The 26,965-nt window shown below is 37.9% G+C and carries 35 protein-coding genes, 1 other RNA gene and 1 pseudogene; 3 read left to right on the forward strand and 34 right to left on the reverse strand.

Annotated elements, in window-relative coordinates:
- Positions 1-13: 13 nt before the first annotated feature.
- The 27 genes and pseudogenes from NDM98_RS08805 to NDM98_RS08935 all read right to left on the reverse strand — a co-directional run bounded on the left by NDM98_RS08805 (position 14) and on the right by NDM98_RS08935 (position 20,227).
- On the reverse strand, positions 14-382 hold the full coding sequence (locus tag NDM98_RS08805) for a phage head closure protein (RefSeq protein WP_251606466.1): 369 nt from the start codon (positions 380-382) through the stop codon (positions 14-16).
- On the reverse strand, positions 369-674 hold the full coding sequence (locus NDM98_RS08810) for a phage gp6-like head-tail connector protein (protein WP_251606469.1): 306 nt from the start codon (positions 672-674) through the stop codon (positions 369-371). The genes NDM98_RS08805 and NDM98_RS08810 overlap by 14 nt, the downstream gene beginning before the upstream one ends.
- Before the next feature lie 14 nt (positions 675-688).
- Positions 689-1,852, reverse strand: a complete 1,164-nt coding sequence (locus NDM98_RS08815; RefSeq protein ID WP_251606472.1) for a phage major capsid protein — start codon at positions 1,850-1,852, stop codon at positions 689-691.
- Positions 1,853-1,858: 6 nt separating this feature from the next.
- The gene (locus NDM98_RS08820) at positions 1,859-2,485 is read right to left on the reverse strand and encodes a head maturation protease, ClpP-related (RefSeq protein ID WP_308807697.1); all 627 of its coding nucleotides are present in this window, start codon (positions 2,483-2,485) and stop codon (positions 1,859-1,861) included.
- On the reverse strand, positions 2,442-2,645 hold the full coding sequence (locus NDM98_RS23945; RefSeq protein ID WP_307728743.1) for a hypothetical protein: 204 nt from the start codon (positions 2,643-2,645) through the stop codon (positions 2,442-2,444). Before NDM98_RS23945 ends, NDM98_RS08820 begins: the two co-directional genes overlap by 44 nt.
- Before the next feature lie 17 nt (positions 2,646-2,662).
- Positions 2,663-3,784 carry a phage portal protein gene (locus tag NDM98_RS08825; protein WP_251606475.1) on the reverse strand — a complete coding sequence of 374 codons (1,122 nt, stop codon included), beginning with the start codon at positions 3,782-3,784 and terminating at the stop codon, positions 2,663-2,665.
- A 21-nt stretch (positions 3,785-3,805) separates the two neighbouring features.
- Positions 3,806-5,488 carry a terminase TerL endonuclease subunit gene (locus NDM98_RS08830; RefSeq protein ID WP_251606478.1) on the reverse strand — a complete coding sequence of 561 codons (1,683 nt, stop codon included), beginning with the start codon at positions 5,486-5,488 and terminating at the stop codon, positions 3,806-3,808.
- 3 nt (positions 5,489-5,491) lie between these two features.
- Positions 5,492-6,004 carry a helix-turn-helix domain-containing protein gene (locus tag NDM98_RS24615; protein ID WP_373370366.1) on the reverse strand — a complete coding sequence of 171 codons (513 nt, stop codon included), beginning with the start codon at positions 6,002-6,004 and terminating at the stop codon, positions 5,492-5,494.
- Positions 6,005-6,217: 213 nt separating this feature from the next.
- A complete protein-coding gene (locus NDM98_RS08845) occupies positions 6,218-6,640 on the reverse strand; it encodes a hypothetical protein (RefSeq protein WP_251606481.1) in 423 nt (140 codons plus the stop codon).
- 66 nt (positions 6,641-6,706) lie between these two features.
- Positions 6,707-7,048 carry an HNH endonuclease gene (locus tag NDM98_RS08850; RefSeq protein ID WP_373370367.1) on the reverse strand — a complete coding sequence of 114 codons (342 nt, stop codon included), beginning with the start codon at positions 7,046-7,048 and terminating at the stop codon, positions 6,707-6,709.
- A 116-nt stretch (positions 7,049-7,164) separates the two neighbouring features.
- Positions 7,165-7,746: a KwaA family protein gene (locus NDM98_RS08855; protein WP_251606483.1), complete on the reverse strand. Its 582-nt coding sequence runs from the start codon at positions 7,744-7,746 to the stop codon at positions 7,165-7,167.
- Between the two features lie 18 nt (positions 7,747-7,764).
- Positions 7,765-8,682: a Kiwa anti-phage protein KwaB-like domain-containing protein gene (locus NDM98_RS08860; protein ID WP_251606486.1), complete on the reverse strand. Its 918-nt coding sequence runs from the start codon at positions 8,680-8,682 to the stop codon at positions 7,765-7,767.
- Positions 8,683-8,883: 201 nt separating this feature from the next.
- Complete coding sequence (locus tag NDM98_RS08865; RefSeq protein ID WP_251606489.1) at positions 8,884-9,426, reverse strand: hypothetical protein; 543 nt, start codon at positions 9,424-9,426, stop codon at positions 8,884-8,886.
- 12 nt (positions 9,427-9,438) lie between these two features.
- Positions 9,439-9,969, reverse strand: a complete 531-nt coding sequence (locus NDM98_RS08870) for an ERCC4 domain-containing protein (RefSeq protein ID WP_251609043.1) — start codon at positions 9,967-9,969, stop codon at positions 9,439-9,441.
- Positions 9,969-10,406: a hypothetical protein gene (locus NDM98_RS08875; RefSeq protein ID WP_251606493.1), complete on the reverse strand. Its 438-nt coding sequence runs from the start codon at positions 10,404-10,406 to the stop codon at positions 9,969-9,971. The genes NDM98_RS08870 and NDM98_RS08875 overlap by 1 nt, the downstream gene beginning before the upstream one ends.
- Before the next feature lie 250 nt (positions 10,407-10,656).
- Entirely contained in the window at positions 10,657-13,035 is a 2,379-nt protein-coding gene (locus NDM98_RS08880; RefSeq protein WP_251606496.1) for a phage/plasmid primase, P4 family, read from the reverse strand.
- Between the two features lie 58 nt (positions 13,036-13,093).
- The gene (locus NDM98_RS08885; RefSeq protein WP_251606499.1) at positions 13,094-13,540 is read right to left on the reverse strand and encodes a DUF669 domain-containing protein; all 447 of its coding nucleotides are present in this window, start codon (positions 13,538-13,540) and stop codon (positions 13,094-13,096) included.
- Between the two features lie 29 nt (positions 13,541-13,569).
- Positions 13,570-14,277: a hypothetical protein gene (locus NDM98_RS08890; RefSeq protein WP_251606502.1), complete on the reverse strand. Its 708-nt coding sequence runs from the start codon at positions 14,275-14,277 to the stop codon at positions 13,570-13,572.
- On the reverse strand, positions 14,277-14,663 hold the full coding sequence (locus NDM98_RS08895; RefSeq protein WP_251606505.1) for a replication terminator protein: 387 nt from the start codon (positions 14,661-14,663) through the stop codon (positions 14,277-14,279). The genes NDM98_RS08890 and NDM98_RS08895 overlap by 1 nt, the downstream gene beginning before the upstream one ends.
- Positions 14,664-14,694: 31 nt before the next feature.
- A complete protein-coding gene (locus NDM98_RS08900) occupies positions 14,695-15,396 on the reverse strand; it encodes an MBL fold metallo-hydrolase (RefSeq protein ID WP_251606508.1) in 702 nt (233 codons plus the stop codon).
- A complete protein-coding gene (locus NDM98_RS08905) occupies positions 15,393-16,262 on the reverse strand; it encodes a phage-derived integrase/recombinase RecT (protein WP_251606510.1) in 870 nt (289 codons plus the stop codon). Before NDM98_RS08905 ends, NDM98_RS08900 begins: the two co-directional genes overlap by 4 nt.
- Positions 16,234-16,488: a hypothetical protein gene (locus tag NDM98_RS08910; protein WP_251606512.1), complete on the reverse strand. Its 255-nt coding sequence runs from the start codon at positions 16,486-16,488 to the stop codon at positions 16,234-16,236. Before NDM98_RS08910 ends, NDM98_RS08905 begins: the two co-directional genes overlap by 29 nt.
- 108 nt (positions 16,489-16,596) lie before the next feature.
- Positions 16,597-17,385: pseudogene (locus NDM98_RS08915) on the reverse strand (DNA cytosine methyltransferase).
- A gap of 51 nt (positions 17,386-17,436) precedes the next feature.
- Positions 17,437-19,401, reverse strand: coding sequence for an AAA family ATPase (locus NDM98_RS08920; RefSeq protein ID WP_251606514.1), 1,965 nt, complete (start codon positions 19,399-19,401; stop codon positions 17,437-17,439).
- A gap of 79 nt (positions 19,402-19,480) precedes the next feature.
- The gene (locus NDM98_RS08925; protein ID WP_251606516.1) at positions 19,481-19,747 is read right to left on the reverse strand and encodes a hypothetical protein; all 267 of its coding nucleotides are present in this window, start codon (positions 19,745-19,747) and stop codon (positions 19,481-19,483) included.
- 15 nt (positions 19,748-19,762) lie between these two features.
- Complete coding sequence (locus NDM98_RS08930) at positions 19,763-19,975, reverse strand: hypothetical protein (RefSeq protein WP_251606522.1); 213 nt, start codon at positions 19,973-19,975, stop codon at positions 19,763-19,765.
- A 108-nt stretch (positions 19,976-20,083) separates the two neighbouring features.
- On the reverse strand, positions 20,084-20,227 hold the full coding sequence (locus tag NDM98_RS08935) for a hypothetical protein (protein ID WP_251606525.1): 144 nt from the start codon (positions 20,225-20,227) through the stop codon (positions 20,084-20,086).
- A gap of 55 nt (positions 20,228-20,282) precedes the next feature.
- On the opposite strand from NDM98_RS08935, the gene NDM98_RS08940 reads away from it, so the two are divergent.
- A complete protein-coding gene (locus tag NDM98_RS08940; protein WP_251606528.1) occupies positions 20,283-20,567 on the forward strand; it encodes a hypothetical protein in 285 nt (94 codons plus the stop codon).
- Between the two features lie 27 nt (positions 20,568-20,594).
- Here the strand turns inward: NDM98_RS08940 and NDM98_RS08945 are convergent, their stop codons facing one another.
- The 4 genes from NDM98_RS08945 to NDM98_RS08960 are packed head-to-tail and all read right to left on the reverse strand — an operon-like array spanning position 20,595 to position 21,466.
- Entirely contained in the window at positions 20,595-20,798 is a 204-nt protein-coding gene (locus NDM98_RS08945; RefSeq protein ID WP_251606531.1) for a hypothetical protein, read from the reverse strand.
- Complete coding sequence (locus NDM98_RS08950; protein WP_251606534.1) at positions 20,782-20,973, reverse strand: hypothetical protein; 192 nt, start codon at positions 20,971-20,973, stop codon at positions 20,782-20,784. Before NDM98_RS08950 ends, NDM98_RS08945 begins: the two co-directional genes overlap by 17 nt.
- A gap of 15 nt (positions 20,974-20,988) precedes the next feature.
- A complete protein-coding gene (locus tag NDM98_RS08955) occupies positions 20,989-21,210 on the reverse strand; it encodes a DUF771 domain-containing protein (RefSeq protein ID WP_373370402.1) in 222 nt (73 codons plus the stop codon).
- Between the two features lie 13 nt (positions 21,211-21,223).
- Entirely contained in the window at positions 21,224-21,466 is a 243-nt protein-coding gene (locus tag NDM98_RS08960) for a helix-turn-helix domain-containing protein (protein WP_251606538.1), read from the reverse strand.
- A 181-nt stretch (positions 21,467-21,647) separates the two neighbouring features.
- Between NDM98_RS08960 and NDM98_RS08965 the strand changes: the two genes are divergently transcribed.
- Both NDM98_RS08965 and NDM98_RS08970 read left to right on the forward strand, forming a co-directional pair.
- Entirely contained in the window at positions 21,648-22,307 is a 660-nt protein-coding gene (locus tag NDM98_RS08965) for a LexA family protein (RefSeq protein ID WP_251606540.1), read from the forward strand.
- A gap of 12 nt (positions 22,308-22,319) precedes the next feature.
- Positions 22,320-23,453, forward strand: a complete 1,134-nt coding sequence (locus tag NDM98_RS08970; protein WP_251606542.1) for a tyrosine-type recombinase/integrase — start codon at positions 22,320-22,322, stop codon at positions 23,451-23,453.
- A gap of 138 nt (positions 23,454-23,591) precedes the next feature.
- Here NDM98_RS08970 and ssrA read toward each other — a convergent pair.
- The 3 genes from ssrA to rnr form a co-directional block, all read right to left on the reverse strand.
- Positions 23,592-23,954, reverse strand: a transfer-messenger RNA (tmRNA) gene (ssrA, locus tag NDM98_RS08975).
- 79 nt (positions 23,955-24,033) lie between these two features.
- On the reverse strand, positions 24,034-24,507 hold the full coding sequence (gene smpB / locus NDM98_RS08980) for an SsrA-binding protein SmpB (RefSeq protein ID WP_251606544.1): 474 nt from the start codon (positions 24,505-24,507) through the stop codon (positions 24,034-24,036).
- An 80-nt stretch (positions 24,508-24,587) separates the two neighbouring features.
- The gene (rnr, locus tag NDM98_RS08985; RefSeq protein WP_251606546.1) at positions 24,588-26,939 is read right to left on the reverse strand and encodes a ribonuclease R; all 2,352 of its coding nucleotides are present in this window, start codon (positions 26,937-26,939) and stop codon (positions 24,588-24,590) included.
- Between the last annotated feature and the right edge of the window lie 26 nt (positions 26,940-26,965).

A 26,965-nucleotide genomic window follows, 5' to 3' on the forward strand; every position in this document is an offset into this window, starting at 1 on the left:
TTACCTGGACCACTCATTTAACAAGCCCCGCGACAATGTCAATAAAACGTCTGTCTTGTAAATTAGGCTGCACCTTTTTGATGTTGTAGTGGTACCCTTGATAGTCCAAAGCATCCACCTCCAAGTAATGCAAATTGGAAGGCTTGTACTCAAACTGAGGATCGCGGATCGTGATTGTGATATCTGATAGAGTGTTGTTTGCCTTAGCCTGTTCTAGATCTTTCAACCAGACTTGATCTACTTTTGCCCAACAATTAAAAAGAGTCCTCTTCACGCTTTCACCTGGAAGGGGACCCTGATTAGGTTGATATTCAAAGAAGATAACTGGCGTTCTTAGATCGCCATTATGGACACGTGGAGGTTTATATTCAAACTTCCTCATTAGGCTCACCTATTTCATCTGGAAGTAAAGAAAGCGCAAAAGAATTAAGCTCAGCAATGAAATTATCCTCAAAGAATTCAACAGCATCGTTATACGAATACCTCGTTCTTTCAAAGACTAATTCCTTTCCTGTTTCGCTTTCCTCAATGTCGAAATCCCCACAAGAGCTTTTTATTCTATTATAAGAAAAAGACAGTAATCGTTTTATATTACTGTCCTCAGAACTATGAGATAAGCGCATGCGTTCTTTAAATTCGTCCACAATGGCAGGCGTGATTGATGATGTCCCCATCAAAAGACACCTCCTTATGCTTCTACTGAATTATCTGTAGTAAAGCTGATATCCAAATCATACAATTCAGCAGTCTTATTATCACTTGGCTTACCATTAGCAAACTGCTTGATTGTGTAAAGCATCGCATCCTCAATCGCTAATGTTTGATCGAATTTATTCGTTTTGTAACCACCGGCAACAGCTGCAAGGTATTCACCAGAAACAAAGAATAAGGCTTTTTTCTCTGGAATCTCTTCAGACTCTACAGTCCTGATGTTAAATGGAAGAGCTGTTACCCATTGACCGTTAGAAGTCTGAACAGTGTTACGAGCTTGTACACTAATTGCATCCACAGGATTGATTACCATTACGATACGATTTAGAACTTTACGAGATTTACCTTTAGCGTTTACAGCTAAGGATTTAATTACGTCATGTAGTTCTCCTGCAATAACTTCGCCGTGTACTGATGGTTTGAATGTTAATACACCAATTGAACTCTTATCTGTAACGGCACCGTTCTCTGCCACATCTTTCATTAATCCAATTGGTTCATTTTGAGATGGACCCTTACCATTTACATAACCGTATTCCAATCCAACTGAGTAAGACTCAACAAGTAAGACCCGAACATAACGTTCAACATACTCCGGACCAAGATCAAGCATATCTTTTGGAATAACAGCGAATGCTGTAAGCTTCAATTGTCCAATCTGCTCTTCAGTGAATGCTGCACTTACTTGTCCTTTAATCTCACCGAACAATTGACCCCATGCATAAGCTTTAGTTGGATCAGATTTAATCCAACGTGTGACCGCTCCAAGATCTCTAATTCCAATTGCATCAAGTAGAGGGTGTGCTTCAATAAGATCCTCAAAAATACGCTCTTGTGTAGTGATAGGAAGAATGGAGTCTTCATCAAAGCCACCAAATTCAATTGCTTCGTTGAAAAATTTCTTCTCTACAGAAGTTAAAACGTTTTGACCTCGTGCAGAAAGAACTTGAGCATCATGAGCATTGTTCCGCGCTTCATTGCTAATCTTTTCTGATAGATCATCCTGTAGTGCAGAGAACATATCTGTAAATGCAGCTTCCAATTGTTCTGGTGTTGATTTTTCATCTTTCATAACGTTCATATACTCTTTTTTCTTCGCTTCAAAGTTCTCCATTTTCGTGCCATTTAACTTAATTGTCATTAATAGCTACCTCCATTTTTTTATAAAATTAAAAGAGCCTCTCTCTTGTTCCGCTGTGTTAGCAGGTGTAGGAGAAGGCTCTTGATCTGGCTTTAATATATTTTTCAATTCGTTCATGATGCCTTGCTTATCTTCATTACTAAATGAATTTTGTTGCCCTGTTTGATCATCTGAAGGCTTAGAACCTTCTGAATTAGTAGCGAATCCTAGTTCTACGGCTTTCTTTGCGCTGAACCATGTCTCGTCATCAACCTTCTGTCGAATCTCATCACGGTCGATAGTAGCCTTTGTTTCGTAGATATCAATAATACCTTCTTCAAGTTCTTCCAGAATATCTGCTTCTTTACGCATATCTCTTTTGGAACCCCATACAATGTTACTAGCTTCATGAATCATCATCATAGAACCAAGGCCCATGATCAATTCGTCAGCTGCCATTGCAATAACGGAAGCAGCAGAACAAGCCCAACCATCCACAAAGATTGTTACTTTACCATTATGACGCTTCAGGCGATTATAAATGGCAATACCCATAAATGCATCACCACCAGGGCTGTTTAAGTGAACAGTAATATCATGTCCAGCTGCATCATTTAATGCACTGTCCATTTCGCTTGGCCGAGAAGCTGTCACTAAACCAAGAAAATCCAATCACACCATAAATCGTGATCTCACTCTTTTTTTCTTCTTTGTTATGGACTACGTTAAACTTTTGTGGAATTTCTTTAAGTTGATTCACATACGTTTGATTCTTAAACGATTTAAAAAAATCATCTCTAGTCATTGCTCGCATTTTTATTCTCACCCCCTTCACTGGAATCTGCAGAACGATAATTTTTGGTTATAACAAACTTGTCCAAGCTCTGGATCATCGGCTTTCTCTTTACCAAACAAGACCCTAACCTCATTTCTAGTAAATGTTCCTGAAGAAACAAGCTTGTCAACTGCTTCCGCATTGTTGATTAGGTCCCGTTCAGTCAAACCATAAACTTCTATCCGATCACCCTTCAAATAATCTTCCTTTGTTAAAATCTTTGCGTTCAATTCGTCTTCAATCTTTTCATTGAACGGTTTAATGCAAAATTTCACGTATGCCTTGATACTAGTTTCGTACTCAGCTAATTCACCATGGATTAATGCCACCGGTATACCTAAAATGTTTGCTACATCATTTGTTAGTGATTTTTTTAGCTTAGTTAGTTCCTCGATAGATTGGCCATTGTGCTCCCCACTCGCAATCTCATCATACTCAAACCCTTTTAACTTAGGTACAAGAGCAATTGTTGCACTTTTAAATGACTTGAAAAGCTTATCGATAAATTCCTGTAGCCTAGATAAAGTTTTATCATCAAGGGATTGAGTAGATGAAATACCTACTGTTCCTCTAATCTGATTATTCCTTAATGATACTTCTAATTTACGGCTGAATAATTCAGCGAAATCATCAAACATTCCATTCATAAACTTTGTGAGTTTTTCATTGTTATGAGTGATATGAATGACTTCATCCATTGGAAAAGAACGATTATAGGTGTAATCTTTAATTGTCACATCTGTGAATATATCAGGGTATACCGCATACTCTATACGCTCAAAACTGTCTACTATTAATAGATCATCTGAATCAGTTTTAATTACTAATACTTCATTTTCGAAAATCAGCTTATGGGTGAATCGTTGCCAAAAATCAGCAGCATTTTGATCAGAATTTGGTCTGACATTCAGAAGGTAATGCCAATCATCAATTTGACGCTTACCGTTCTGCATAATCCTATAATCAGATTGTGCAATAGATCTTCCTATAAAATTAATGCATGTTTCTAAAGCGATTTTTTTTAAATACGCCCTATGACTAGTTTCAGACGTAAAATCTAAATCAAACATTGATTCTAATTCTTTGTTTCTTCTCAACACAGTATCTAACCAGCTCATTTTTTCTTCCTCACCCCCTCACTAAAAATTAAGAGCCTCTAATGCATCAAATGATGTATCAATATTTTCATCTATTAATTCATTCGCTCGATATAAAGCGTGAACGAATGCCTGGAAACCATCTGTTTTCCTTTTTACTTCTTCTTTTTTCAAGAACTGTTTACCGGCTTGAGTTTCTTTTACGTAAACATTGTTTGTATACCAACGCATCAAAGGATTATCACCAAATATAAAACGGTGATTAGCAAATCCATCTTCCACACGAGGAGCAAGTAATGGGTGAATGCTTGATGGTCTGCGTATTGCTTCAACCTCGAATCCTTCAGCTTCAAGTAAAGGTCTTAAAATATCTAATTTATAATTATCGGCAATGATTTTTTCAACTCCGTATTCTTCACGCGCATGTATAAACCAATTAACAATGTGAGCCGGATTAAGAGATGGCTCATCGACCACTTTCATTAACCCCAGTCTCTCCCACTCTCTAATTGGTGCCTTCTTGCCAGTGCCAGTATCGTTAGCGCTGTTGGAGTAGCCATAATGCACATCAACAAAATTCTTAATTGCAAAACTAAACGTTTTGAATGCAAACTCATCACCCTTTTTAAATAAAAGGCCACAAGCTGAGAAATCTCTTACGCTACCAAAGTCTAAAGAACCAATTGGCTTTGTGTTCAATTCAAAGAAAGGACGATCCGTTGCGTATAACTCTTTAGTGCTAGCAACTGAATTTTCCGTATTATCCATAATGAAGTTCATACGTTTTGTCACGAACGCTGAATAACCAGATGGGTTGTTGGCTATCTTTTTATACTCCTTAAGAACTGTATTAAATAGGCGTTTACCTCTTTTATTTAAAGGCTGTTGAAACGCCGGATTAGCTTTTTCCCATTGTGTGGGATCATTCATTTCTTCTAGATCATCAAGCTCACAGATATAAGGGAAAATACCCTCAAAAGGAATCGTCCCATTTAAAATGTCTTCACATTCACGGAATTTAATATCAAAATAACCATCACGAATGAAACCTTTAGTTCCTATGAAAAATTGGCGGCCGCAATCAACTTTTCCAAGACCCCCTGAAAAAACATCGACAATCTCAGCTGATTCCATTTCATGATACTCATCGTAGATAACGGCACCTTCACGCCCGCCATCTTGTGAGCTTGCATTGCTTGTCTTATATTCAAATACAGACTGTGTCTCTAAACCTGTAATACTACTTTTATAGGCTTCAAATTCTTCTGTTAAGTCTTCGTTACCGTTCTTACTAATTGTCCTATAACACTCTAAGAAACTCCTTTTTGCTTGCTTCTCTGAGTTAGCTACAATCGACACATCATAGTAATCGATGCCATGTAGTGAGCTAATGAAATAGTTAGCCAATGTTGAAATGAATCCGTTCTTTCCTCCCCCACGACCCATGTTGATCGTAAAATCATCGAAAACCGGTTCATCATCTTCTTTTCTAAACAAAAAAATGAATGGGGCTATAAAAGTCTCCCATTCATCTAATTCAAAGTACCAGCTTTCGCTGAACTCTATATAATTTTCTATTTGCTCATCGTTGAAATAATATAGATCGTCTTTAGGTAAAATTTCCTTTTCAATCAAACAAATTAACTGGATACGTTTTTTATTAAGTAGGAGCTTGCCTACTTTCCACTTGTGAATGTATTCCTCTACATATTTGTTATGCAGCATAAGCTATCGACCTAGTAATTTAGATTTACGATCCAATTTCTTTTTAGGTAGTAGTTCAGTTAATTGTTGAATGATTGATTGATACGTTTTATCTCGATTGTCGTAGTTATCAACTATTGGTCTTTTACGATCATAAGGCACCTGGTTATTACTTTGAGAAAACTTTTCATACTCGCCATTCTCCAGGATGTCTTTCCAGTTGTCGTCGAGTAGGATCCGCAGTCGTGCAGCTTGGATGATTAGTCCTTCCACAACATTGAGTTGGTCCCGCGGTATTTCATTAAATATTTTCTGCAACCTATCAACTTCTTCATCGACTCGATGCTCCATATCGTCAATTCTATCGTTTAACAGATAAAGTAAAGATACATCCAAAGCAGTGGAAATTCTAATCAACACATCCAAGCTAGGGGAATTTGTACCCTTCTCAATACTTGAATAGTAATTTGAGGAAACCTTAGCTTTCTTAGCAAATTCAACCTGTGTTAATTTTAATTCCTTTCGTTTTTCCTTCATGCGAAACCCAACTTTTTGCTTGTCCAAACTAATCACCTTCTTTCTATAATCGACCTAGGGGGTAGGGAGGGTATCAAATTCGTGTCACATCTGCTTAATTGAACCCCTGCACCGGTTCCCCTGTCACCGGAAACTGCAAAACTTTTTACCCGGGGGGACCCAACATCTCCACTAAAAAAAGACTATCCACATTGATAGCCTCTTTGTCAATCGTTATAACTCTAACCTTTTAATTAAAGCGTCTAGTGACTTTTCAATCAATGATGAAATTTTGTAATTATCTTGTTTCTCTTCCAGTCTAACGAGCATTCCATCACTAAACTTTAAATCAAGAACTCTTTTTGCATTTTTTTGAATGGTTAATGATTCAACCTTCATCTCTGATAAGTCTTTGAATTTAAGTGTTACATTCATATTCATATCAAAATTAACCCTTATCATTTTATCTCTACCAAAGAAATAGAGTATGTGATGATTAATATCTTCTTTGTAATCCTTAGGGAAAAATATATAATCATCTTTATCCTCTAAGAACTTTTTAAAGTTAGTCATCATTAAATCATATTCGTGTTCTGTGAAGATCCCATCTGGATATATCAAATCCAAATACTCTTCAATAAGATTCTTGTTTTCCATATTTTCACCTCCTTCTTTATAATTCGACATAAAAGTAAATTTCCTTTAATTTTATTTATTCTCAAACTACCACAATTCATCATCCCATTTCTTTTTCTTGCTAGGCTTGAATCCTTTGCCATGTACTTTGTTATGACACGCCAGACACAATGTCTCAAGGTTATCAAGCATCAACGCAAGCTTAGGATACTGTTCGATCTCATACTTATGATGGACGTTCAGCTCGATTAACTTACGCTCACCATCAACCTTCTTGCTATCCACATGAACACGACCCTGACGCTTGCACTCTTGGCATTCATAGTTGTCACGCTCTAATGCTTCAAGTCTTAATGACTCCCAATCCTTTGAGCGATAGAATTGTTTCTTTTGATTGTCCGATTTATACTCATCACCTATAATAATCACAATTACAAATCAACTCTCTAATAGAATACTTTAAGCAAGCATCTTATAACTTCACATTTCTTCATTCATTTAAGTTCAATAAAAAAAGAGTACCGTATTTGGCACTCTGAAATTATTTATACTGTTTTTTGTTTTCGAGTATTTTGCTCTTTTTTTACTATAAATAAATTATCACCTAATTCTCTACACCATATTTCTTTATCTTTATTTTTTCTTAATTCATATAAAGATAAATTCGAGATTATAGTCCTTCCTGTTTCACACTTGTATATATTGTAGCCAAAGAACAAGAAGAGAGGATTAAGATACACTAAGTTATTTTTCACATAGATGAACCCTAACAAAAAGAATAATCCGGCATTCACCAAAAGACTATTTGGACTATTGATATCTATTGATAAAAGCGGAACCAAATAAGTTACAACATAACTTAATAGATTATCCTCAGTCCCTGTGATCTCACTAAATTTCTCTTTTATATTTGGTTTTCTCTTTATAATAATCAGTACACTAAAAATTGATATAACTATTAAGAAAAATATAGATGACCAGAACAAACTTTCAGCTAAGTTATTGAACTTTAATATATCTTTAAAACTGCTCCAAGAAATAAAGATCTGAAAATTATCTAGTATTAATAAAAGATAAAGTGGAAAGAAAGATGAAATGTATAAACCTGCTCTATAGGTTTTAGTCATTACTTCACCTCATTTTTATTAAACCCCTTCATCAATGCCATCTCGTTCATTAACTATACTCCTATAAAAGGAATCTCTAATTAATCGAACAACATCCATAAGTTGGGATTTATCTTCATAAATTAAAGCAGTGTTATCATCATTAAAGTTTATATCTAATTCGAAAATATTAACTGCTTTAATCATATTATTAAAATTTAAAAAGCTTTGTTCTAATCTATCCTCCTCTTTTAAGATTTTTGTAAGTGCTCTTACCACTCGACCATCGGATAAACAATCTTCTCTGAATTGATCGAAGTTAGTTATTCTGTTAGAATCTTCTACTATGCTCAAAGTTACCTCTGCGTTCTCGAAGAATTGATCTTCAATCGAAAAAATCCTTTCAAGTGCAATATGATTTAGAATTAACATCTCTCCTCTAAAAATAACCACATCCACTTGATTATCGATACCTAATAATTCGGACGAAATCTTCTCGAAATCACCATCTACAAATTTCCCCATAAAACCATGTTGTAACTTCTTGAACTTTGTAATTCTTCTAAAAATATAGATGTTTTCATCTTCTGTTGGCAAGTTAACTCTTAAACAATAAAAATTTAAATCTTTTATATCTCCATTTTCAATTTCAGGATTAATCTCATGCGGCTCAAATGAATTTAAAAGCTCAGTAAGATTACTGACCTCATCAGCTTCACAAAATTCAATAGTACCCGCTATAGTACCTATAGGACTATATTCTCTTTGTTCAATCTCAACTGCTCTACCTAAAGAAGTTAAAGCCATTTCAAGTAATTCAATTTGAAGATCATAGCCAATTCCAGGACGGAAAGTTTCAAATTCTCTTCTATTTATTTTTTTTGACAAGTATAGCCTAACCTCAATGTCATCTCTGTCAGATTCATTTACTGAATTAAGTAAAGCTTGTACATCCATACTAATGACCCCCTCTATAATACCTACATTATAACTTGTATTATGAGGGAATTTGACATTTATCGTTCGACATTATTCGTCATTTTTTTAAAAAGACGCCCACCTAATTGGCAGACGTCTTGATATCGAATTGGTATTTTACTCAATATCATTTTACATCAGTTACTTTGCCTTAACAATGGCGTGCCACTGACATTTGATTCACTTAATGAGTTTAATACCATCAACGCCAAACACCAATACTGACAAGGTTTTCACCGCTTCATTTACGTCTCTATACACTGTCCTAACATTCGTTTTGTGACATTCAGCTATGTTTTCTACAGAAATTTTTTCTTCTGCGATATACATTTTATGAATCGTTTGATACCTTCTCAGGTCTTCATCCTTACCAGACTCTTCACAAAGTATGCGATACACTTGCAACATCTGATCCATAAACTTAATCATTGCCAATGTTCGTTCCTTGCTTCGCTTGATAGCCTCAACAACAAATTCGTTACTGTGCATTTCCTCGAACATATCATTAGGTACTTCAATCTCTTTGAGTTCTTCATGAATATCATCACCATGCATCATGAATGAGCGATAGTTTTTGAGAAGGAGCTTTGTATTCCGCAATCTAAAATCTTTCCTCTGCTTCTCAGCTTTCTTTCTCTCGTCCTCGATGTATTTCATTGCGGTTACTACAGCTGTCTCAGCAGAGATCCTTGCGACCTCTCCGATCATCGTTTCATTCGACATGTGATCACTCCTTTATACTTTCATCATTTCGCGTGCCATGTAATAAAAATGGTGATAGATATAATTCCCACTGTAAGACGGACTAATAAAGTAAGTGGTGAAATTATATCTGACTTCAAAAGTCTTTAAGCTACCAAGTAAAGACTGCGGCTTATATTCACTGATGTACTCACCGTTTAAGATTTTCTTATACCCATCTAGTTCTTCGATCATCAGAACAAATGGCTTACCGGCTGCACGAATCAATTCATTCTCGAATCTATGGCGCTCTTTAATGTTCCCAACGATTTCATCAATGCCATTTTTTCGTTCAATACAACCAGCTAGATATATGTCTCTTGATAAGCCTAACTCTTCATTCTTTGGTATCATGGCGCCATAGTCGCCAGTCTTCATTCCTTGTAGCTTGAATGGAATCTCTTTATCCCTAAAATAATTCAAAATATGTTCATTCCGTTGTTCCCTCGTATCGACAACGATTACCAATGTTTTAAGCAGCTTCTTCATTTCTGTTTCAGTAAACCGATAACTCAAAGCGTTCATCATGACGCAACACCTCTCACAAAGTCCATTGCTCTGTTATATAATTCAGCAGCCAATTCTTCAGTTGTCTTATTTTCAAAGTTGGCAACTGGTTCATCGAAATTCGTCCATCCATTATCGCGGTAAGATTGCATGAGCTTCACAGTCTTATCTAATGCCAGTTGATCATGACTTAACCATCGATCGATAACAGTTTGGTTTTCAATCTGAGTATTTTTCATATAATCAATTAATTTATCAATCGTCTGATAAACATTATGCTTAGCATCTGTATAGTTACCTTGCAAGTACATAACCAATCGACTCTTGAATGACTTAGCAAACACCTTCATTTCATCGCTTACCTGATCACTGTTATTTAAGTAGAGCTCATTCCCCTCCATAGCAAATGTTGCTCCCATCTTCTGAAAATCTTCAACAATTTGTTTTGGATGCATGATTTCACCTCTTTTTTTGTGGATAACTTCAAGAATTACTTTTTAAATTACTAAAAGTAATTGTATAAACCTTAATGTACCAACGGTTTAAAGGCATAATTACTTTTAATTACCTAAAACGCCCTAATAGGCTCTTTATAGTTATTTTTCTCATAAGGAACGGAATAGAGAAAATAAAGTAATTAAAAGTAATTCTCTAGTTATCAACAGGTGTTAATAACTATCTATAACCCTTATGGCGCAAGTGGTTCTAGAATTTTTCACGAGCAATTACTTTTTGTTCAGGAATTACTTTTGAATTACTTTTCGAAGCCCTTAGTTCTGGGTTTTCCTTCCATAATCCAATTCCAAAGAAGAAATTTTTGTTATCTGTTCCTCTTCCTTTCAAAAATTCCCTACTTTCCAATGCTCTATAAAAGGCTCTATTCTTTAATTCAAATTCTCCATTATCAAAACACCAGTCTTTATATGAAGAATAAAGAACTTTAGCCTCTACCTTTGCTAGTGGATTAATAACACACTTCTCGTCAATAAATGGACCCAATATGTCCATATCCTCACGATAACCTTGTGTTGCCTGCTTAATTGCATCAGGCTCCTTAAGGCCTTCATTCTGCCACTTCATGCAGCCTTCCACAGCCCATTTCAATATGCCTGGCATTTCCTTAGCTAACTTCTGTGGTAAGAACTTATCAACTTTATCCTTAGGAATTGTTACAGTGAACGGAATCAGACGCAAACGTCTCCATATACCTTCGTCAGAACCCTTTATGATCGGTTTGTGGTTAGTAGTGAAGAACACTTTAAACTCTGGCGTAAACTCAAAAAACTCTTGTCGTAAGAAACGAGCAGACATTTTCTCTCCACCAGTGATCTGCTTAACCAACGATTCAGCAAGCTGTTGACCTTCCTCAGACTCCACAGCCGATACAAAACGAGCACCATCAAGTCTGGCAATGTCATTATTAATGCTGTTATCATTCTGCTTCTTAATGAATGTGTCACTATTCGTTTGACGTCCATAGTCACCTAAGATCTCCTGAACCGTATTAATAAATGTTGATTTCCCATTACGACCAGTCCCAAAAAGAAAGAACATAACTTGCTCTGATATGTCACCAGTCAACGTGTAACCAATAGACTTCTGCATAAAATCAATAATATCGTGCTGAACATTTCCCATTTCATCTTGAAAAATGCTCTCCAAAAACTTCATCCAGTTGGGACAATCAGCATTTTTGTCATAAGCAACCTTAGATATTTTGGTAAACAAATAATCTTTTTCATGTGGCAACAGAGTTCCGGTCTTTAGATCGACAATGCCGTTATCACAGTTGAAAAGATAATTGTGATTATCTAGCTCTCCTTTTGCTACGGCAACCATCGGCCGTGCATCAGCTATACTATTAAGCCTGACCGATCTTCTTTCACATCGTTCGGCCCAATCATAGATTTCCTTTTTACGATCTTTATCAGCATCAGAAGACTCCTTAAATAACTTCCGCAGCGTTTGTGCAGCTATGGACTCAATCTCCATCTTGTTATCCTCACGCCATACCTTGCCATCCCATATAAGCCACCCTAGCTCATTGCAATACTTCAATTTGTGGCTATGATAGTGAACAATTCGTTCGGCGTTACCAAGCTCAGATAATCGGAAGTACGGTGTATGTTGAGCGAATTCGTCATGCTCTTCTTTCATTTGTTCTTTACCAGAGAAATAAATTTCATAATGCGGTTTGTCGTAGAAATCCTCAATTGTGGATGGCGTTGTTGAAACAGCCATATCAATTGTCATTTGACCATAGGTGCGGCCATCGGATGAATGTTGCTTGTCCCATTTCTCGCGTACTAATGATGACTCACGGAACATACTATCCATTAGGGATTCATCTTTACCTGTCCAGAATGCTAGATGGTTACACAATGCTAAATCAGACGATGAGTGATCACCATTAAGCAGCTCCCCGTTGAAGAGTGATTTAATGCCTGGACCGCTTTTAGAATTAAACATTCGTTCCCATAACTCACGACTTGAAAGATTATTAATTGACTTCTTTTCCCTTTGTGCCTGAACTGGCTTTTTCATTTCTTTTTTAGGAAAATGCTCTTTTATTAAACTAGCTAAATTATCGGTATTAGGTTCAATATCATTGCTGTTAAGTCTCTTACCTGTGAAAGTAAAGTAACGGCCATGTTGATAAACCTCTAATCCTAAATCAGGATTCTTACGACCGGTTCCAGTGATCTCAGCTGGTAATTTACCTTCCACAATGATATGCAGTCCTGTTTCACTTGGAGAAACCTCTGTATAACTACCCATCATTTCGACAATCTCACGAGCAATATCCGATAACTCTCCATCCCTCATGCATTTATCTATATCAACGCCCACATACGGATCATCCTCTGAAAACATGAAGCCAATGCCATCATACTCATGTTGATAAAAAGCATTCACCGCATCATCAAAGGCAGACCAGGTGTTAGCGTTATTTGATTGTGCTAGTTTGCCATCTATTCGATAAGGCACTTTAGTAGGCTTGTTGTTCCTCGTTTCAGATTTCCATACGATCCATTGCGGGACTTCCTTTAATTCGTCCGGTATGCGATCGAAGTCATAGTTCATGCGCTGACTCCCCTTTATAAAAAGGGAGCTTGAAGCTCCCCCTCGATGCAATCATATTTTAGAATGGTACTTTGTCGTCACTTGGTGTCTTTACATCTTCAACGCTCGTATTGCCAGCATTAGAAGGCAAGAAAGACTTAACTTTTGCATATTCACGACCATTAGTTTGTTTTTCTAGAACCGTTAAAATTCTTATTGGCTTATTCATAAACTCTTCGCACCAGTCTCTAAAGCTTTCAAACTCTTTTCCGTCAGGGAAACCAGCTGCTTTACTAGCTTGGTGAAATCTCCACATAGAATTATCGCTAACTACAAAATTGTCATACATGATTTTCTGACCTTGGCATGGCTGATCCACATCTGAACGAATCTCATAATCTACGATTACCATGTTGGAACCTGTTTTTGCTTTATCCAACGTGTAATTAATTGGCTTTACTTCATATTCTCCTGGCTTAATCTGTTCAAAACCATCACCTTGACTATGATCAATCTTAAATCCCATATATAACGCCTCCATTTGGTTGTTTGTTTTTATGCAATGACAATAACTTTATTTGAATCGATTTCTTTAGCAAGATTCTCTTTTAAGTAGCTTTCAATACGGTGAATAGCATTGATCTTCCATGCCCCACCATCTGCCTCAAACAAAGCGCAAGATGGGCCATTTTGCATACGGAACACAAAACTAGATACTGGTTGTTCAATCTCTACAAATGTGCGGAATGGCTTAAGAGCTACTGGATTAGGAACAATTACATCTGCAACCTTTGAAACGCCTGTCTTTGCTACCACAGATTGAGAAACCCCATCATCTCCGTACGTTTTAACATCATCCTCACGAATATTACCGACCACTTGTAAAATAATGTCGCGATCTTCATTTTGGACGAACACAGATTGCATCTTGATGTTAAACTCTTCCGTGTTATAGAATCGATCGAATCTAAATTCAGGTGTTAAAGCAGTTGCACGAATAAACTCATGACGACTTGCACCGTTATTTAATTTGCTAAAAGCAATTACTTCTTCTGGACTGACCACATGGATCATGAGTGTTTCTTCATAATCAAATTTCGTTTTCAAATAATCAACAAATCCAGTTAAACTGTGAATAGTAAATGCATCAGCTGTAGGCTCTTTCAATGAATACAGCTGCTTGTCCGAAAACTTACGCCCTTCAACTTCATGAATTTCTGCTTTACCTAATCCGATTAAATAACCCATAGCTTCTTTTAACATTATTTATTACCCCCATTAGCTTTTTGTTTTCTGAAATCTACGATCTTTTCACCTGTGTCCTCATAAAGGCCCTCATCATCAAAATAGGTTTGTCCAGGCGTTCCGCTTAGCAACTCTTTACCAACCATTTTTCCTTTACTATCGCGATCCATAATAAGCTTGGTTTCAAGATCCTCATATGGCTGAAGTTTACTCGTTGCTCGAACTGATACATCTGCAACCTCACGCTTCTTATCACCTTTTAAAGAAACCGATAGAGTGATAGATCGTACCTTTGTGGGATCAGTATTAGGATCAGCCATATTCTCTAGCACCTTTTGTAACTCATCGTTAAACTTCTCAGCAAGACCACCATCAGCAAAATTATTCAAATCAATACCTGACATGTAAAAACCTCCATTTAATGAAATATCTATGTTAAGGGACGTGTATAACCTTCCCAGTAATCTGTGCTATTTCTCGCTTGAATGCAGATGCATCACTATTACTATCTGATAGATGCAAGAGCCAAATTTCTTGTACTTTGCTCATATCATTCACTTTGAAGAAATCCTTTACGTTCTCTAAGCTGAAGTGTGACCTCATGAGCCTGTCCTTCATTAAAGCTGGAACATGACCCTGTTCAATCTTGCGGTCAAGGATCTCCTTTGAATAGTTAGCTTCTATCATGATGTGAGTGAGTCCGAAGAAGCGATATTTAATGTAATAGGTGTCTGTGGCAAACAAGAGCTTGTCCCCTGCTTTATTAACCAACAGGAATCCAAAAGGTTCACTGACGTCATGCTGAACATCAAACGGTACAATTGACCAAGTGCCAATTTTGAATGGCAGCTTAGATTTCACAGGTAGTAAGCGGTGATGATCAACGTCAAGCTCTTCAATGGTGCCCGATGACGTATAACAATTAATCCCCCTTTTAAGCAGCTCATTTACAGCAAGAGAATGATCTTTATGTTCATGGCTGATAAGACATCCTTGTACCTCTGACAACTTAAAACCAATTCCTTTTTGGATCTCGTTTAACTTAATGCCACATTCAATGAGTAATGAGGTAGTGCCATCAGTAATGTGATAGCAATTCCCCTTACTACTTGATCTAAGAGCCTTGACCTCAATCAAAAGTCTGGACCATCATCTTTCTTAGCAAATTCATCTTCTTTTGGCTGCTCATTTACCGGCTCATCCACAATCTCTACTTCAGGCTCCGGATCATCTGGAACATCCTCATACTCTGCATCAATAAATTCTAGATTCGCATTTTCTGAGATTTCTTCTCCTACTTGGGCCTCACTGATCGCGGCATCTGATTTATTGAAATGCTCAACCACAAGACTGCTATCATCAGATGAATTAATGAATTTTTTACAAGTACGATTAGTAACAGTTTTCTTGGCCATTTCCTGAGTAAAGTCTTTGTGTGTATTGCTTTCCTTCGATCTCGACATTTTCCAAGATTGTTGGATTTCCTCAAAGGACATAACCTCTGTAAAGCTTGTTTCATCAGGGAAAGTGATAGTACAATAAGCGCCTATTATTTTATCTTTATTGATGTTACCTAGCTTTTGTTTATGAGAATTGACTTTCTTTCCATGTGGAAGGATCTCGTAATCAAAATCATCATCTGCATAGACCACTTGAGCAACAATACTCTTTGCACCTGTTACACGTTGAGTAACAGCCATCGTTCCAAAGTAACTACGTTGAAAGACGAGGTTGCGACCATAAGCGATAAAGTACCCCTGTTTTTTTGCAGGCGTTAAACCTTGAACAACCATGTCTAGCAATGCACTTGCAATGCTGTTTTTATCGCATGATTCCAATACGCAAACACCATTCTTATTATTTGTATCTTGCAAAGTAAGCCAGGCAGATTTTAAAGCGTTCTCTGGCTCATAGTTTGTAGGGAAAGATAGCTGCCCTTTATCCCTAAACGTTCTAATTTGATCGGAAACCGTATCAACAATTCCTGCTTTTTGAATAGCCAATTCCTGTGCCATCTTGCACCACCTTTTTAGAAATATAAGCTTGTCCGACCTTTGCTTTTATCATCATCCATTGAAAACCTTCAGTACGAATACCTATAAAACCCCATTCGACTCTAAGATCATTCATTTTTCTTTTTCTTACCCCATACATGTTCATGATTTTTCGATCATGGTAGCCTTTCACTTTTAGTTCAAAGTAAGTGGTACGATCCAGATCCTCATTCACCACGATCCCACCTTTCATAGTTTCTGATTTTCATAGATTCTTTGAAAAACTTATAAGTGATAGCAGCAAAGAGTGAGAGGAATAGACCGCATGTGATGAGTCCTAATTTCATTTAATTTCCTCCATACTCTTTTCTATTTGAAAAATTGCTTCAAAGATGGGGTATATCTGTTGAGGCACTACTGCGTTTCCGATTCCTCTAAGTCTGTCCACCCCTTCGGAAAGCCCATCATCATTTCGTTGAAGTCCGCTGCCTCAAGCGGTGATTGTCCTAGAGCCTGTAAGTAGTAAGTCATTCGGATTGCGCTCGAGTGGCCCCCAGGTTTTACCCGTAATGTTTTTTGTAAAGATGTCAATACATCGCTTTTCTTCACCTTTGTCCAAGCTTCTCCATCGCTTGCTATTGGAGTAGGCCACAATAAACGTTCTTTGTCTTTGGTGAAGCGCCCCGACGGCACTAGCCGGCAAAACAAACGACCTTCCTTCGTAACCGATATTCTCCAAGTCAGAAAGCGTGCGGTCGAGTTCCATCTTCGCGAAGTTAGCAACATTTTCTCCAACAATCCAAGTGGGCCTAATTTCGTTAATGAGTCTAAACATTTCTGGCCAGAGGTCGCGGTCATCTTCCGTGCCCCCTCGCTTCCCGGCAATACTGTAAGGTTGGCAAGGGAATCCTCCTGTAATAAGCTCAATTGCTCCAACGTTTACATCCCTTTCTATCAACGTTTGTTTATTTAACGTTTTAATGTCATCAAAAATTGGAGTGATTGGCCAGTGTTTATTCAGTACTTTTTGACAAAACAGCTCTCTTTCACAAAAGGCCATTGTCTCAATACCTGCCCACTCTGCAGCTAAAGCAATGCCTCCAATTCCTGCGAAAAGCTCTAAGGACTTCATAATATCCTCCCAATCCAACCAACCAGCTTTCACCTATGCTGGTGGTTCTTTTTAACTAACAACCCTTAATTCCTTATCACCTTCAGAAACGACAAGACTTATAACTTGGCTATCAACATCAATCAGCTTTGTCACAGCCTCCGCATTGTCCACGAATATGGGAGCAGATAATCCATAGTGCTTCGACAAGGTATTAATAATGTCTAGCCCTACATTGATTCGAGCTGCATTATTTAAGCCACCTGAGTAAGGCACACCTTTGAATAAGGTTTCGCATGTCTCACGTAAGCCATCATTAATCTGCTGATCGAACAACTTAAATCTGGCAAACTCAAACTTAGAATTGATTTTCTCTTCAAGGAGCTCCACTTTTGAGCGAATGAATTCCTCTGTCAAATACAATTCGTGCTCGAGCTTTTCATATTCGCCCGCAAGCTTTTTCTCTTGGTCCAACAGCTGATCAATACGCTCTTTTGATTGATTAACTGTATTAAATTTTGAAAGATCGGCTTCGAGCACTTCGGAAAGCTTATAACGCAATTTAGCAATTTCGTGTTTAGCTTTTTCTAAACTCTCTTTTGTGGAAGAACGTAAGTTTTCTATTGATTCTTTGATTACCTGTGATTCTTTCAGCTTGTCCTTGTATGCAGGATCATCTTCTAGGCTAGAAGTGCCTGCTTTTAAATCTTGGATTTCCTTGTCCAAAGCTTGAACAGCTTCTTTTTTCTGATCAATCTCATTAGTTAAAGTAGCAAGGTATGACTCATACCCATTTTGTTTTTCTTTTATTTGTTCAACCTGTGCAGCCTTTTCTTTGCCTTCAACATTGATTGCTTCGAGACGATCAGATTTATGTCTATTAAAATTAGCTTGAGCCTTCTCTTTAGCAGATTGTAATTTGTCCAATGGCAGAACTTGACCACAACTAGGACAATCCGTATCACCTGTGAAATCGAAGGTCTTACTATTCACATGAGACCATTCTTCTCTTAATTCTTTAATCGATTCATTTAGCCGATCAATCTTGCTTTTCTCAGAATCATATTCAGTCTGCTTTTGTTTCAATAAACGTTTCGCTTCATCCAGACTTTCCTCAGCCTTATAGTATTCAGAACGCTTCTCATTAACCTTGGCGAAATTCTTTTGTTGGTGATCGTTCTTTAAATCCATAAGCTGCATTTCAATTTCACGAATCTCTTTTTCTTTGACTGATACCTCGGTACCGTTCTTAATGCGTGAGATCTCAGCCTCTTTGTCCTCAATCTTAGATTTAGTTGAAGCAATATCAACTTTGATATCAGCTTCGTTCAATCCAGAGACGTCAGGTAATGCACGCTTAACCTCATCAATTCTCACTGGTATCTTGTCCAATTCCTTGTTGATCTCAGAGCGTTTGGACGCAATAACTTTCCGATGATCCTCAATGCTCCGATTGTTCAGAAACTGCGGAAGAGTAGCTAAATCTTTATTACTCGCAATGACTTCTTCATCAGAGACGTCACCACTTACCTCAAGCAAAATCTCACGGCGTTTCTGCCATTTTAGGTGGTCATTAAAATATGCCGGTGACGTCAGGAGCTTAAAGACGTCTTCATCAACAATGCTAGAAACCTTTAACTCATACTCTTTTTTCTTAGACGGCACTTCATCAATAAAGTAGTCTGTAGTATGTCCAGTGAATTCCTTGTGTGCGGCTCCACGCTTTTTAGTCCATTTTTCAGCATAGACTTTCTTTAGAGAAAGCTTGGTATCGTCCACAAGAAAGACCGCTTCGACCTCATGACTTAATCCGTGTACTTCCTTACCATCTTGCGTAACGGTCTTAATTTGAAAATCTGTACGATTTTGACTGTCTTTACCGAACAGAATCCAAAGGAAAGCATCAAACACCGTTGTCTTACCTGTCGCGTTATCTCCGTATGCCTTAGTGTCTTGCCCATCTGCTTTTAGAGAAAAGCTTTTAACACCTTTAAAATTAGTGAGCGTTAGAGAAACAAGCTTCATTTGTTTATTCAATTGTTAAAACCTCCTAGTTGGTGGTATACTGTGTTCAACTTAATTTTTCTAAACGGTCGCCTCTGCAAAGGTGGCTTTTTTATTGCCCTTCAATCTCTGAATCATCATATCCCCAATAGATTGTGAGATAGTCACCATCAACAGCTACATCATATTCATTACCTTCAAAGTGAGCCATAACTTCTTGTAAGACAGCCTTAATCTCAAAGCCAAGGGTAAATATATTTAATGACGGCTTACCATCCTCGCACTCTTCCACAATTCGAGATTCGATTTCTTTGACCACTTTTGAAACAAGATTTACTTTTCCTTGTTGAGCCATTTTCGTTGCTTCAGCTGCTTTCATTGCTTGTCCCTCCTTTTATTTGTTTAACTCGACCTCATGCAAGCCAGTCCAATAACTATCGCCCATGCTGTCTTTTACATACAATTCAACACCTGATAAAAAATACTCTTCAGCATCAATGACCTCAATATTGACAGTTTTAGTTTCATCAGACCCTAGTAAATCAAATTCCTTCGTCCCTTTTAAACCAATCAAATCAGTACGTCTCTTTCGTTTTTCTTCCGCCAATTTCTCTCCCTCCTTTCTCGGTGCTGGGTGCACCAGGCGGAACACAAACGGTCTATGTTGAACATAGGTCACCCCTCATGGTCCCTCCGGCACACCCAACAGCTTTTATTAAACTGTTGCTAAAAACTGTTGGTAATATCGTTCGTGCTTCTTACGTGCATAAGCTGCAATGTTCGGTCTGCCTTTTTGCGTCATGCTGTGTTCCAAGTTAAGGAATAAGGCAGCTAGTTGAAAAAGTTGTTCCTGTTTCATAGTTTGTTATCCTTTCTCTCCTTAACTGTTAGAATAGTTAGAGGGAGGTGAAATTATGGAAAGACTAAGTAAGAATTTACAGGATGTTTTAGATTTCCTAGGTCCTGAGTTCACAACTAAAACAATTAACAATGAGCTTTGTGCATATCGTAAGTTAAATAATAAATACGACATTCACATTAGTGGTTGTAATACCAAGTGCTCACCTTTTAATGTTTATGTTTGGGATATTTCAAGTGGTGAGAGTGAAAATTCTACCCTTGTAAACAAGGCGGAGTACCTTAAAACAATTAAGGATTTAGGTTTAGCTTTAGATGAATTTACTGCTAAGTACAACTAGTTATTTACTCTTCGAGGTGCCTCGTTCTTAACGACTTCGTTCAGAACGACGTGTCTCACCCTCTTCCCACTCAACATCAGACTCTGCAATCCAGAACCGGTTGCCAGCTCCATCTTCTACATGAACATCCACACCAGTTGAATACTCAATTGCGCTGACCACTGTTACCGCTGTAATGATTCGACCTTCCTTGCCTTCAAGCTGAGGACGAACATTAGAATAAGCTGACACGTTCTCCCGCCTCCAATACTGCGATGATCAGGAGTTCTACAAACTGTTTACTCTCACGATCTAGTGTTTCTCCAACTGCCTTAAGATCGCGTATCAAATGATTGCGCCTAACTTGTCTTAAATGTGGACCAGCTGCTGAACGTTCGATTTCGTTTAACCGATTGGTGAACCCCAAGCATTTCGCCTGTAGTCATGGTCTTTCACCCTTCAGCTTAAAAATTTCAACAAAGTGGTTAGTTAAAAATTCTTCCATTCTTTTTGCTAAGAAACACCATTTGTCCCCTCTTGATTCCGGATAATACACAAATCCACCACGATCAATATCTAACTTTTTCATGTAAGCCGGCTTAAGAAGAATTTTTTCCTTAAGCCAATCCTCACTTCTACCTGTTTTATCTTTTAGATCTTGCATTGACCACCAGATTTTATCTGCCGCCAACTTCGCTCACCTCCTTTGTGTCTTTATAAGACACTTTAGGTTTAAAAAAAATACCGATGTCCACCTTATAAAAAACAGCTAATTTAGCTAACTCATCTGCATACCAACGCGTTTGATTATTTTCTTTTCTCTTATACGCTGTAAGCGATAGTTCAAGATGATTAGCGACATCTTCCTGTGTTTTTCCACTGTTAACTCTTAACGCTTTTGGAGTTAATGTCATGCCCATTATTCTCACCCTCTCTTGTTGCGACACCTTGTGTCTTTTTATGACACCTTCATCTTACAACGGTGTCCAAATTTCGTCAACCACAAAAAGACACTTTTTTTCATAAAACACTTGTAAAAGTGTCTTTTTGTGTCTATACTATTCGGTATATATAATAACGTAGAAAAGAGGAACAAAAGTCATGGATAATTTTTATCAAATAGTTGGAGCAAATATCGAAAAACACAGAAAGGCGAAAAAAGTAAGTGCAGAAGAATTAGGAAAACGAATAGGGGTAACAAAGAAAACAATTCGCAGATACGAACTTGGAGAAATTAGAATTCTTAATGATCGTGTATTAGATATTGCAAAAGGTTTAGAAATAGATCCCACAGAATTGTATGCAGGTACTATGAATGAAGTTAAATCGGATATGGTTCATGAGGTAGTAAATAATGATTACTCTAACATCACGAATGTTCCTATTGTTGGAGCAATAGCAGCTGGCGCGCCTATTTTTGCCGAGCAGAACATAGAGGGGTATTTGCCTATGATGACTAGCTTTTTAAAGCAAAATAAAACTTATTTTTATCTAACCGTAACAGGAGACAGTATGGATAGAGAATTACCTGAAGGCTCTTATGTGCTTGTGGAAAAAGATGCTGATATTGAAAATGGTCAAATAGCTGTAGTACGTGTAAATGGATATGACGCAACTGTCAAAAAGGTTTCTGTGTCCGGAGATATTGTGACTCTTATTCCACTTAGTAATAACCCAACTCATCAACCCCATACATTCAATATAGCCGAAGACGATATAGCTTTTATTGGAAAAGTTATTCAATCTGTAAAAACATATTAGGAGGATAAAAGGATGGCTAGCATAAATGAATTAAAATCTGGTTGGCAATATAGGATTTCATATAAAAAACGCGACGGTACTTTCGGAACACTCAGCAAAAATAACTTTAAAAGAAAAAAGGATTGTATATTAGCAGCTGCCGAAATTGAAAAAAAGTTAAAGGACGGCCATGACTTAGAACAGGGAGATCGTCTTTTTCACGAGTGTTTTAGAGAATGGTATGAGATATTTAGAAAGGGGAAAAAGAGTAAAGCGAATGATGGTGATATTCGCAGAGCTGTTGAATTTGCAGAAGAAAAATTTCCTTTTATTAAATTTAAAGATCTTAATAGAAAAATGTATCAAAATGCTCTAAATGAATACGCAGAGACACATTCCACATCATCAGTGAAAAAGCATCACACATACATGAGGACATTTATTATGGATGCTATAGAGGATGGCGTCATAACAAAGAACCCAACTTATAAAGTTATTGCTAAAGGTAAAGTGGAATCAAAAGAAGAAGATCTTAAATATCTTAATTACCAGGATTCTCAATCATTAATTGTGGAACTCACGAAGGATCTAAAATATAGATATATCTCACGATACATTATTTTATTTGCCTTAACTTCCGGATGTAGATTTAGCGAAATAATGGGCATCACGTGGGATAGCGTTGACTTTAAAAACAAAAAAGTAAGAATAAATAAATCGTGGGATTATGCCGAAGGTGATTTTGGAGAGTTAAAAAATAAAGCATCTAAAAGAACATTGAGAATTGATGATAAAACAATGGAAATTTTAAAATCATTAAAATCTGAACAACAAAAAGTCGCCCTAGCATCAGGGTTAAGAAATGAAAATAATTTGGTTTTTGTAAATAATAAATTTCATCTAGTAACAAACAACGCAGTAAATAAAACATTAAAAGGCATTTGTAAAAAAATATTAGTTACTGAAATCACTTGCCACCACCTAAGACATACACACGCTTCAATTCTTCTCTTTAAAAAATGCAATATCAAATACATTTCTAGACGTCTCGGACATGGTGATATTGTTACTACATTACAGACATACTCTCATATCATAGATGAAATGGAACAAATGGAATCGGAAGTAGTTAATGACACAATGAGCAGTCTATTTAAAGTTATGTAATATAGATTCAATGCAAAATGAATGCAAAAAAAAATCAAAAACATAAGGTTTCTTTCGGATTCCACCTAAAACAAAAACTCCACAAACCCTTTAATATCAAGGCTTGCAGAGTTTCGGTCTGATTCATTCGGATTCTAAAAATGGAGACGGTGGGAATCGAACCCACGTCCAGAAACAACGACACTTACGCTTCTACGAGCGTAGTTACTGTATTAGTGTTTCGCCGTCATCTTGGCCCAGTAACAGGCTTTGATACGGCTAGTCCGATTATTCTCTTCCTCCCCCTTCAGACTGCAGGGGAAAAGGTGTAGCCCACTTAGAGTGAGTCCCAGGTCCTACCACATGGGCGATGGAGGGTGGAACCGCAAAAGAGCTGTTACGCTGCTACTGCGAAGTTGTTGTTTTCTTTGCCAGTTAATTGGCTTTGGCGTTTTTACGTGGCCGACCCCCACGACTCGCAACGCAAGCACGACCTGTTCCTGTCGAATCCAAAACGTCCCCGTGTTAGAAAAAGTTCCGAGGTTTTAATGCCTCAGAACTCTAATGATAGCACAATTAACAGTGAAAATCCAGTCATATGCTATCCGTTAAAACGTTCCTTCATTGCACGATCCACTTCACGTTTCGCATCCTGGCGACGAAGGGTTTCACGTTTGTCGTAATTCTTTTTCCCTTTTGCCACACCTAGTAATACCTTCGCAAAGCCATTTTTAATATAGACTTTAAGAGGTACCAATGAATAGCCTTGCTGTTGAGTCTGACCAATGAGCTGGCTGATCTCTTTTTTCTTCAGCAATAGCTTTCTAGCACGTGTTGGTTCATGGTTAAAACGGTTTCCTTGTTCATACTCAGCAATATGAGCATTGTGCAAGTACACCTCGCCATTACGGATGCGAGCAAAGGAATCCTTAAGATTCATTCGCCCTGCTCGCATCGATTTTATCTCAGTTCCTTGAAGCACCATTCCTGCTTCGAAGGTTTCTTCCACAAAATAATCATGGCGTGCTTTTTTGTTCTGCGCAATGAGATTATCATCTGTTTTTGGTTTTGCCATTATCCGCACCTCAAATTCTCTTCGTGCATCTATCTTAGCAAAGGCTTTAAGTGAACGTCAATTGCTTGCCCTACGCTTTGTTAGCTCTTTTTCTTTTTGCCTTTTTTTCGTTTTGCTCCAGGTGCGTTTTCATAAAAAGGCTTTTTCTTTTTCTTACGTCCACCAGACGATGATTCGCCTGGCTTTTTGTCTCTTGAACCAGATGTTTTAAGTGGCTGACGTGCATTTTTCCCAGGGCGCTGCTTGCGTTTCCCACCATCAATGACCTTTGGACGGCTTTTAGGTGCTCTTGGCGCACGTGCCTTCATTCCTGTTAGTTCAAAATCAATTGAGGATTCCTCCACGTTCACTTGAGCAACACGGATTTCAACCTCATCTCCAATACGGAACACCTTACCGGTCCGTTCACCAATCATCGCATATTGCTTCTCATCATAGTGATAGTAATCGTCCGTTAGGTAGCTTACGTGTACAAGTCCTTCAATTGTATTCTCTAGTTCTACAAATAAACCAAAGTTTGTAACGCCACTAATGATCCCTTCAAAGACTTCACCAATTTTGTCTTGCATGTATTGAGCCTTCTTCGCACTGTCTGTATCTCGCTCGGCATCAACAGCACGACGTTCCATCTCAGATGAGTGTTTTGTGATCTCAGGTAGGCGCTCATCCCAGATAGCCTGTGTTGCTTTATCAATTTTCCCATGGATTAAATAGGTGCGAATCAAACGATGCACAATTAAATCTGGGTACCGCCGAATTGGTGACGTAAAATGAGTATAGAACTCTGTTGATAATCCGAAGTGTCCCAAGCTTTTCGGATCATATTTTGCTTGTTGCATCGAGCGTAGCATAACTGTGCTTATAACCGCTTCTTCTGGTTCGCCTTTTACTTCGGCTAACAGCTTTTGCAGCGCACGTGGATGAACGGTATTCGCAGTTCCTCGAACAACATATCCAAAGTTCGTGATAAACTCCATAAATTTCTCAAGTTTTTCCGTTTTTGGATCTTCGTGAATGCGGTACACAAATGGAAGATCTAAGCGATGGAAATGCTCGGCTATTGTTTCATTTGCAGCAAGCATAAATTCTTCAATCAGCTTTTCAGCAACTGAACGTTCACGTAGTTCAACATCAACTGGCTTACTTTCCTCATTAACAATCACTTTTGCTTCTTTAAAGTCAAAGTCAATCGCACCACGCTCTGTTCGTTTGTTACGAAGAATCGCTGCTAGTTTTTCCATCTTTTCAAATAGAGGAATTAAACTTTTGTAACGCTCTCGAACCTCGTTATCCGTATTTAACAAAATCGAATTAACATCTTTATAGGTCATTCTTTCTGTAGTGCGAATGACACTTTCAAAAATATCATGATTCACAACTTTACCTTGTGCATTAAATTCCATTTCACAAGAAAGAGTTAAACGATCGACTTGAGGGTTCAATGAACAAATCCCATTTGAGAGACGATGCGGAATCATCGGAATCACTCGATCCACTAGATAGACACTAGTACCTCTTTCAGCTGCTTCCTTATCAATGGGTGAGTCTTCCGTTACGTAATGAGTCACATCTGCAATATGCACACCAAGCACGTAGTTACCGTTATCAAGCTGCTTCACTTGTACAGCGTCATCTAAGTCCTTCGCGTCTGCACCATCAATGGTGACGATTGTTTCTTCTCGTAAATCTCGACGTCCCTCAATAGCGGAAGGATCGATCTCATCACCAACATCCTCCGCTTGCTTTAGTGCTTCATCTGGAAAAGCAAGGGGAATGCCGTGCTTGTAGATAATGCTTAAGATATCCATACCCGGATCATTCTTGTGCCCTAAAACCTGTTTGACTTCACCCTCTGCACCAGCACGGTCTTTAGGGTATTTAGTAATCTCTATAACCACTTTGTGGCCGGCAATTGCGCCTTTTTCTTTACCTTTGGGAATTAAAATATCATCTGGAATTCGTTTATCATCAGCAACGACCATACCATACGCATCATAATCCACATATTCTCCAACGATATCCGTTGTTCCGCGTTCAACAATACGGATGACCTTGCCTTCAGGTCTCGACCCTGAAGAGCGAGAATGCAAGCGAACGAGAACCGTGTCGCCATTCATTGCACCTTCCATATCCTCCGCACTAACGTAGATATCGTTTTCGCCTTGTTCCTCTGGAATCACAAAGCCAAATCCTTTAGCGTGTGCCTGGAGTCTACCTCGGGTTAAATTCATTTTTTCGGGAACTCCATAACGGTTCGTTCGTGTTTGAACTAAGACGCCTCTTCGTTCCATTTCATTTAAGACTTTTACTAGCTCTTTAAATTCATCACTATTTCTCGTAGGGAATGCCACTTCTAATTCTGAGACAGATAGCGGCTTTTCCGCTGTATCTTTAAAATAATGTGTGAGCTTGGTGATTAGTTCTTCATTCATAGATGTCTTTCTCCTTTCTTTCTCTT

Origin of the sequence: Alkalicoccobacillus plakortidis (assembly GCF_023703085.1) — a bacterium.
In the GTDB taxonomy this organism is placed as follows: Bacteria; Bacillota; Bacilli; order Bacillales; family Bacillaceae_D; genus Alkalicoccobacillus; species Alkalicoccobacillus plakortidis.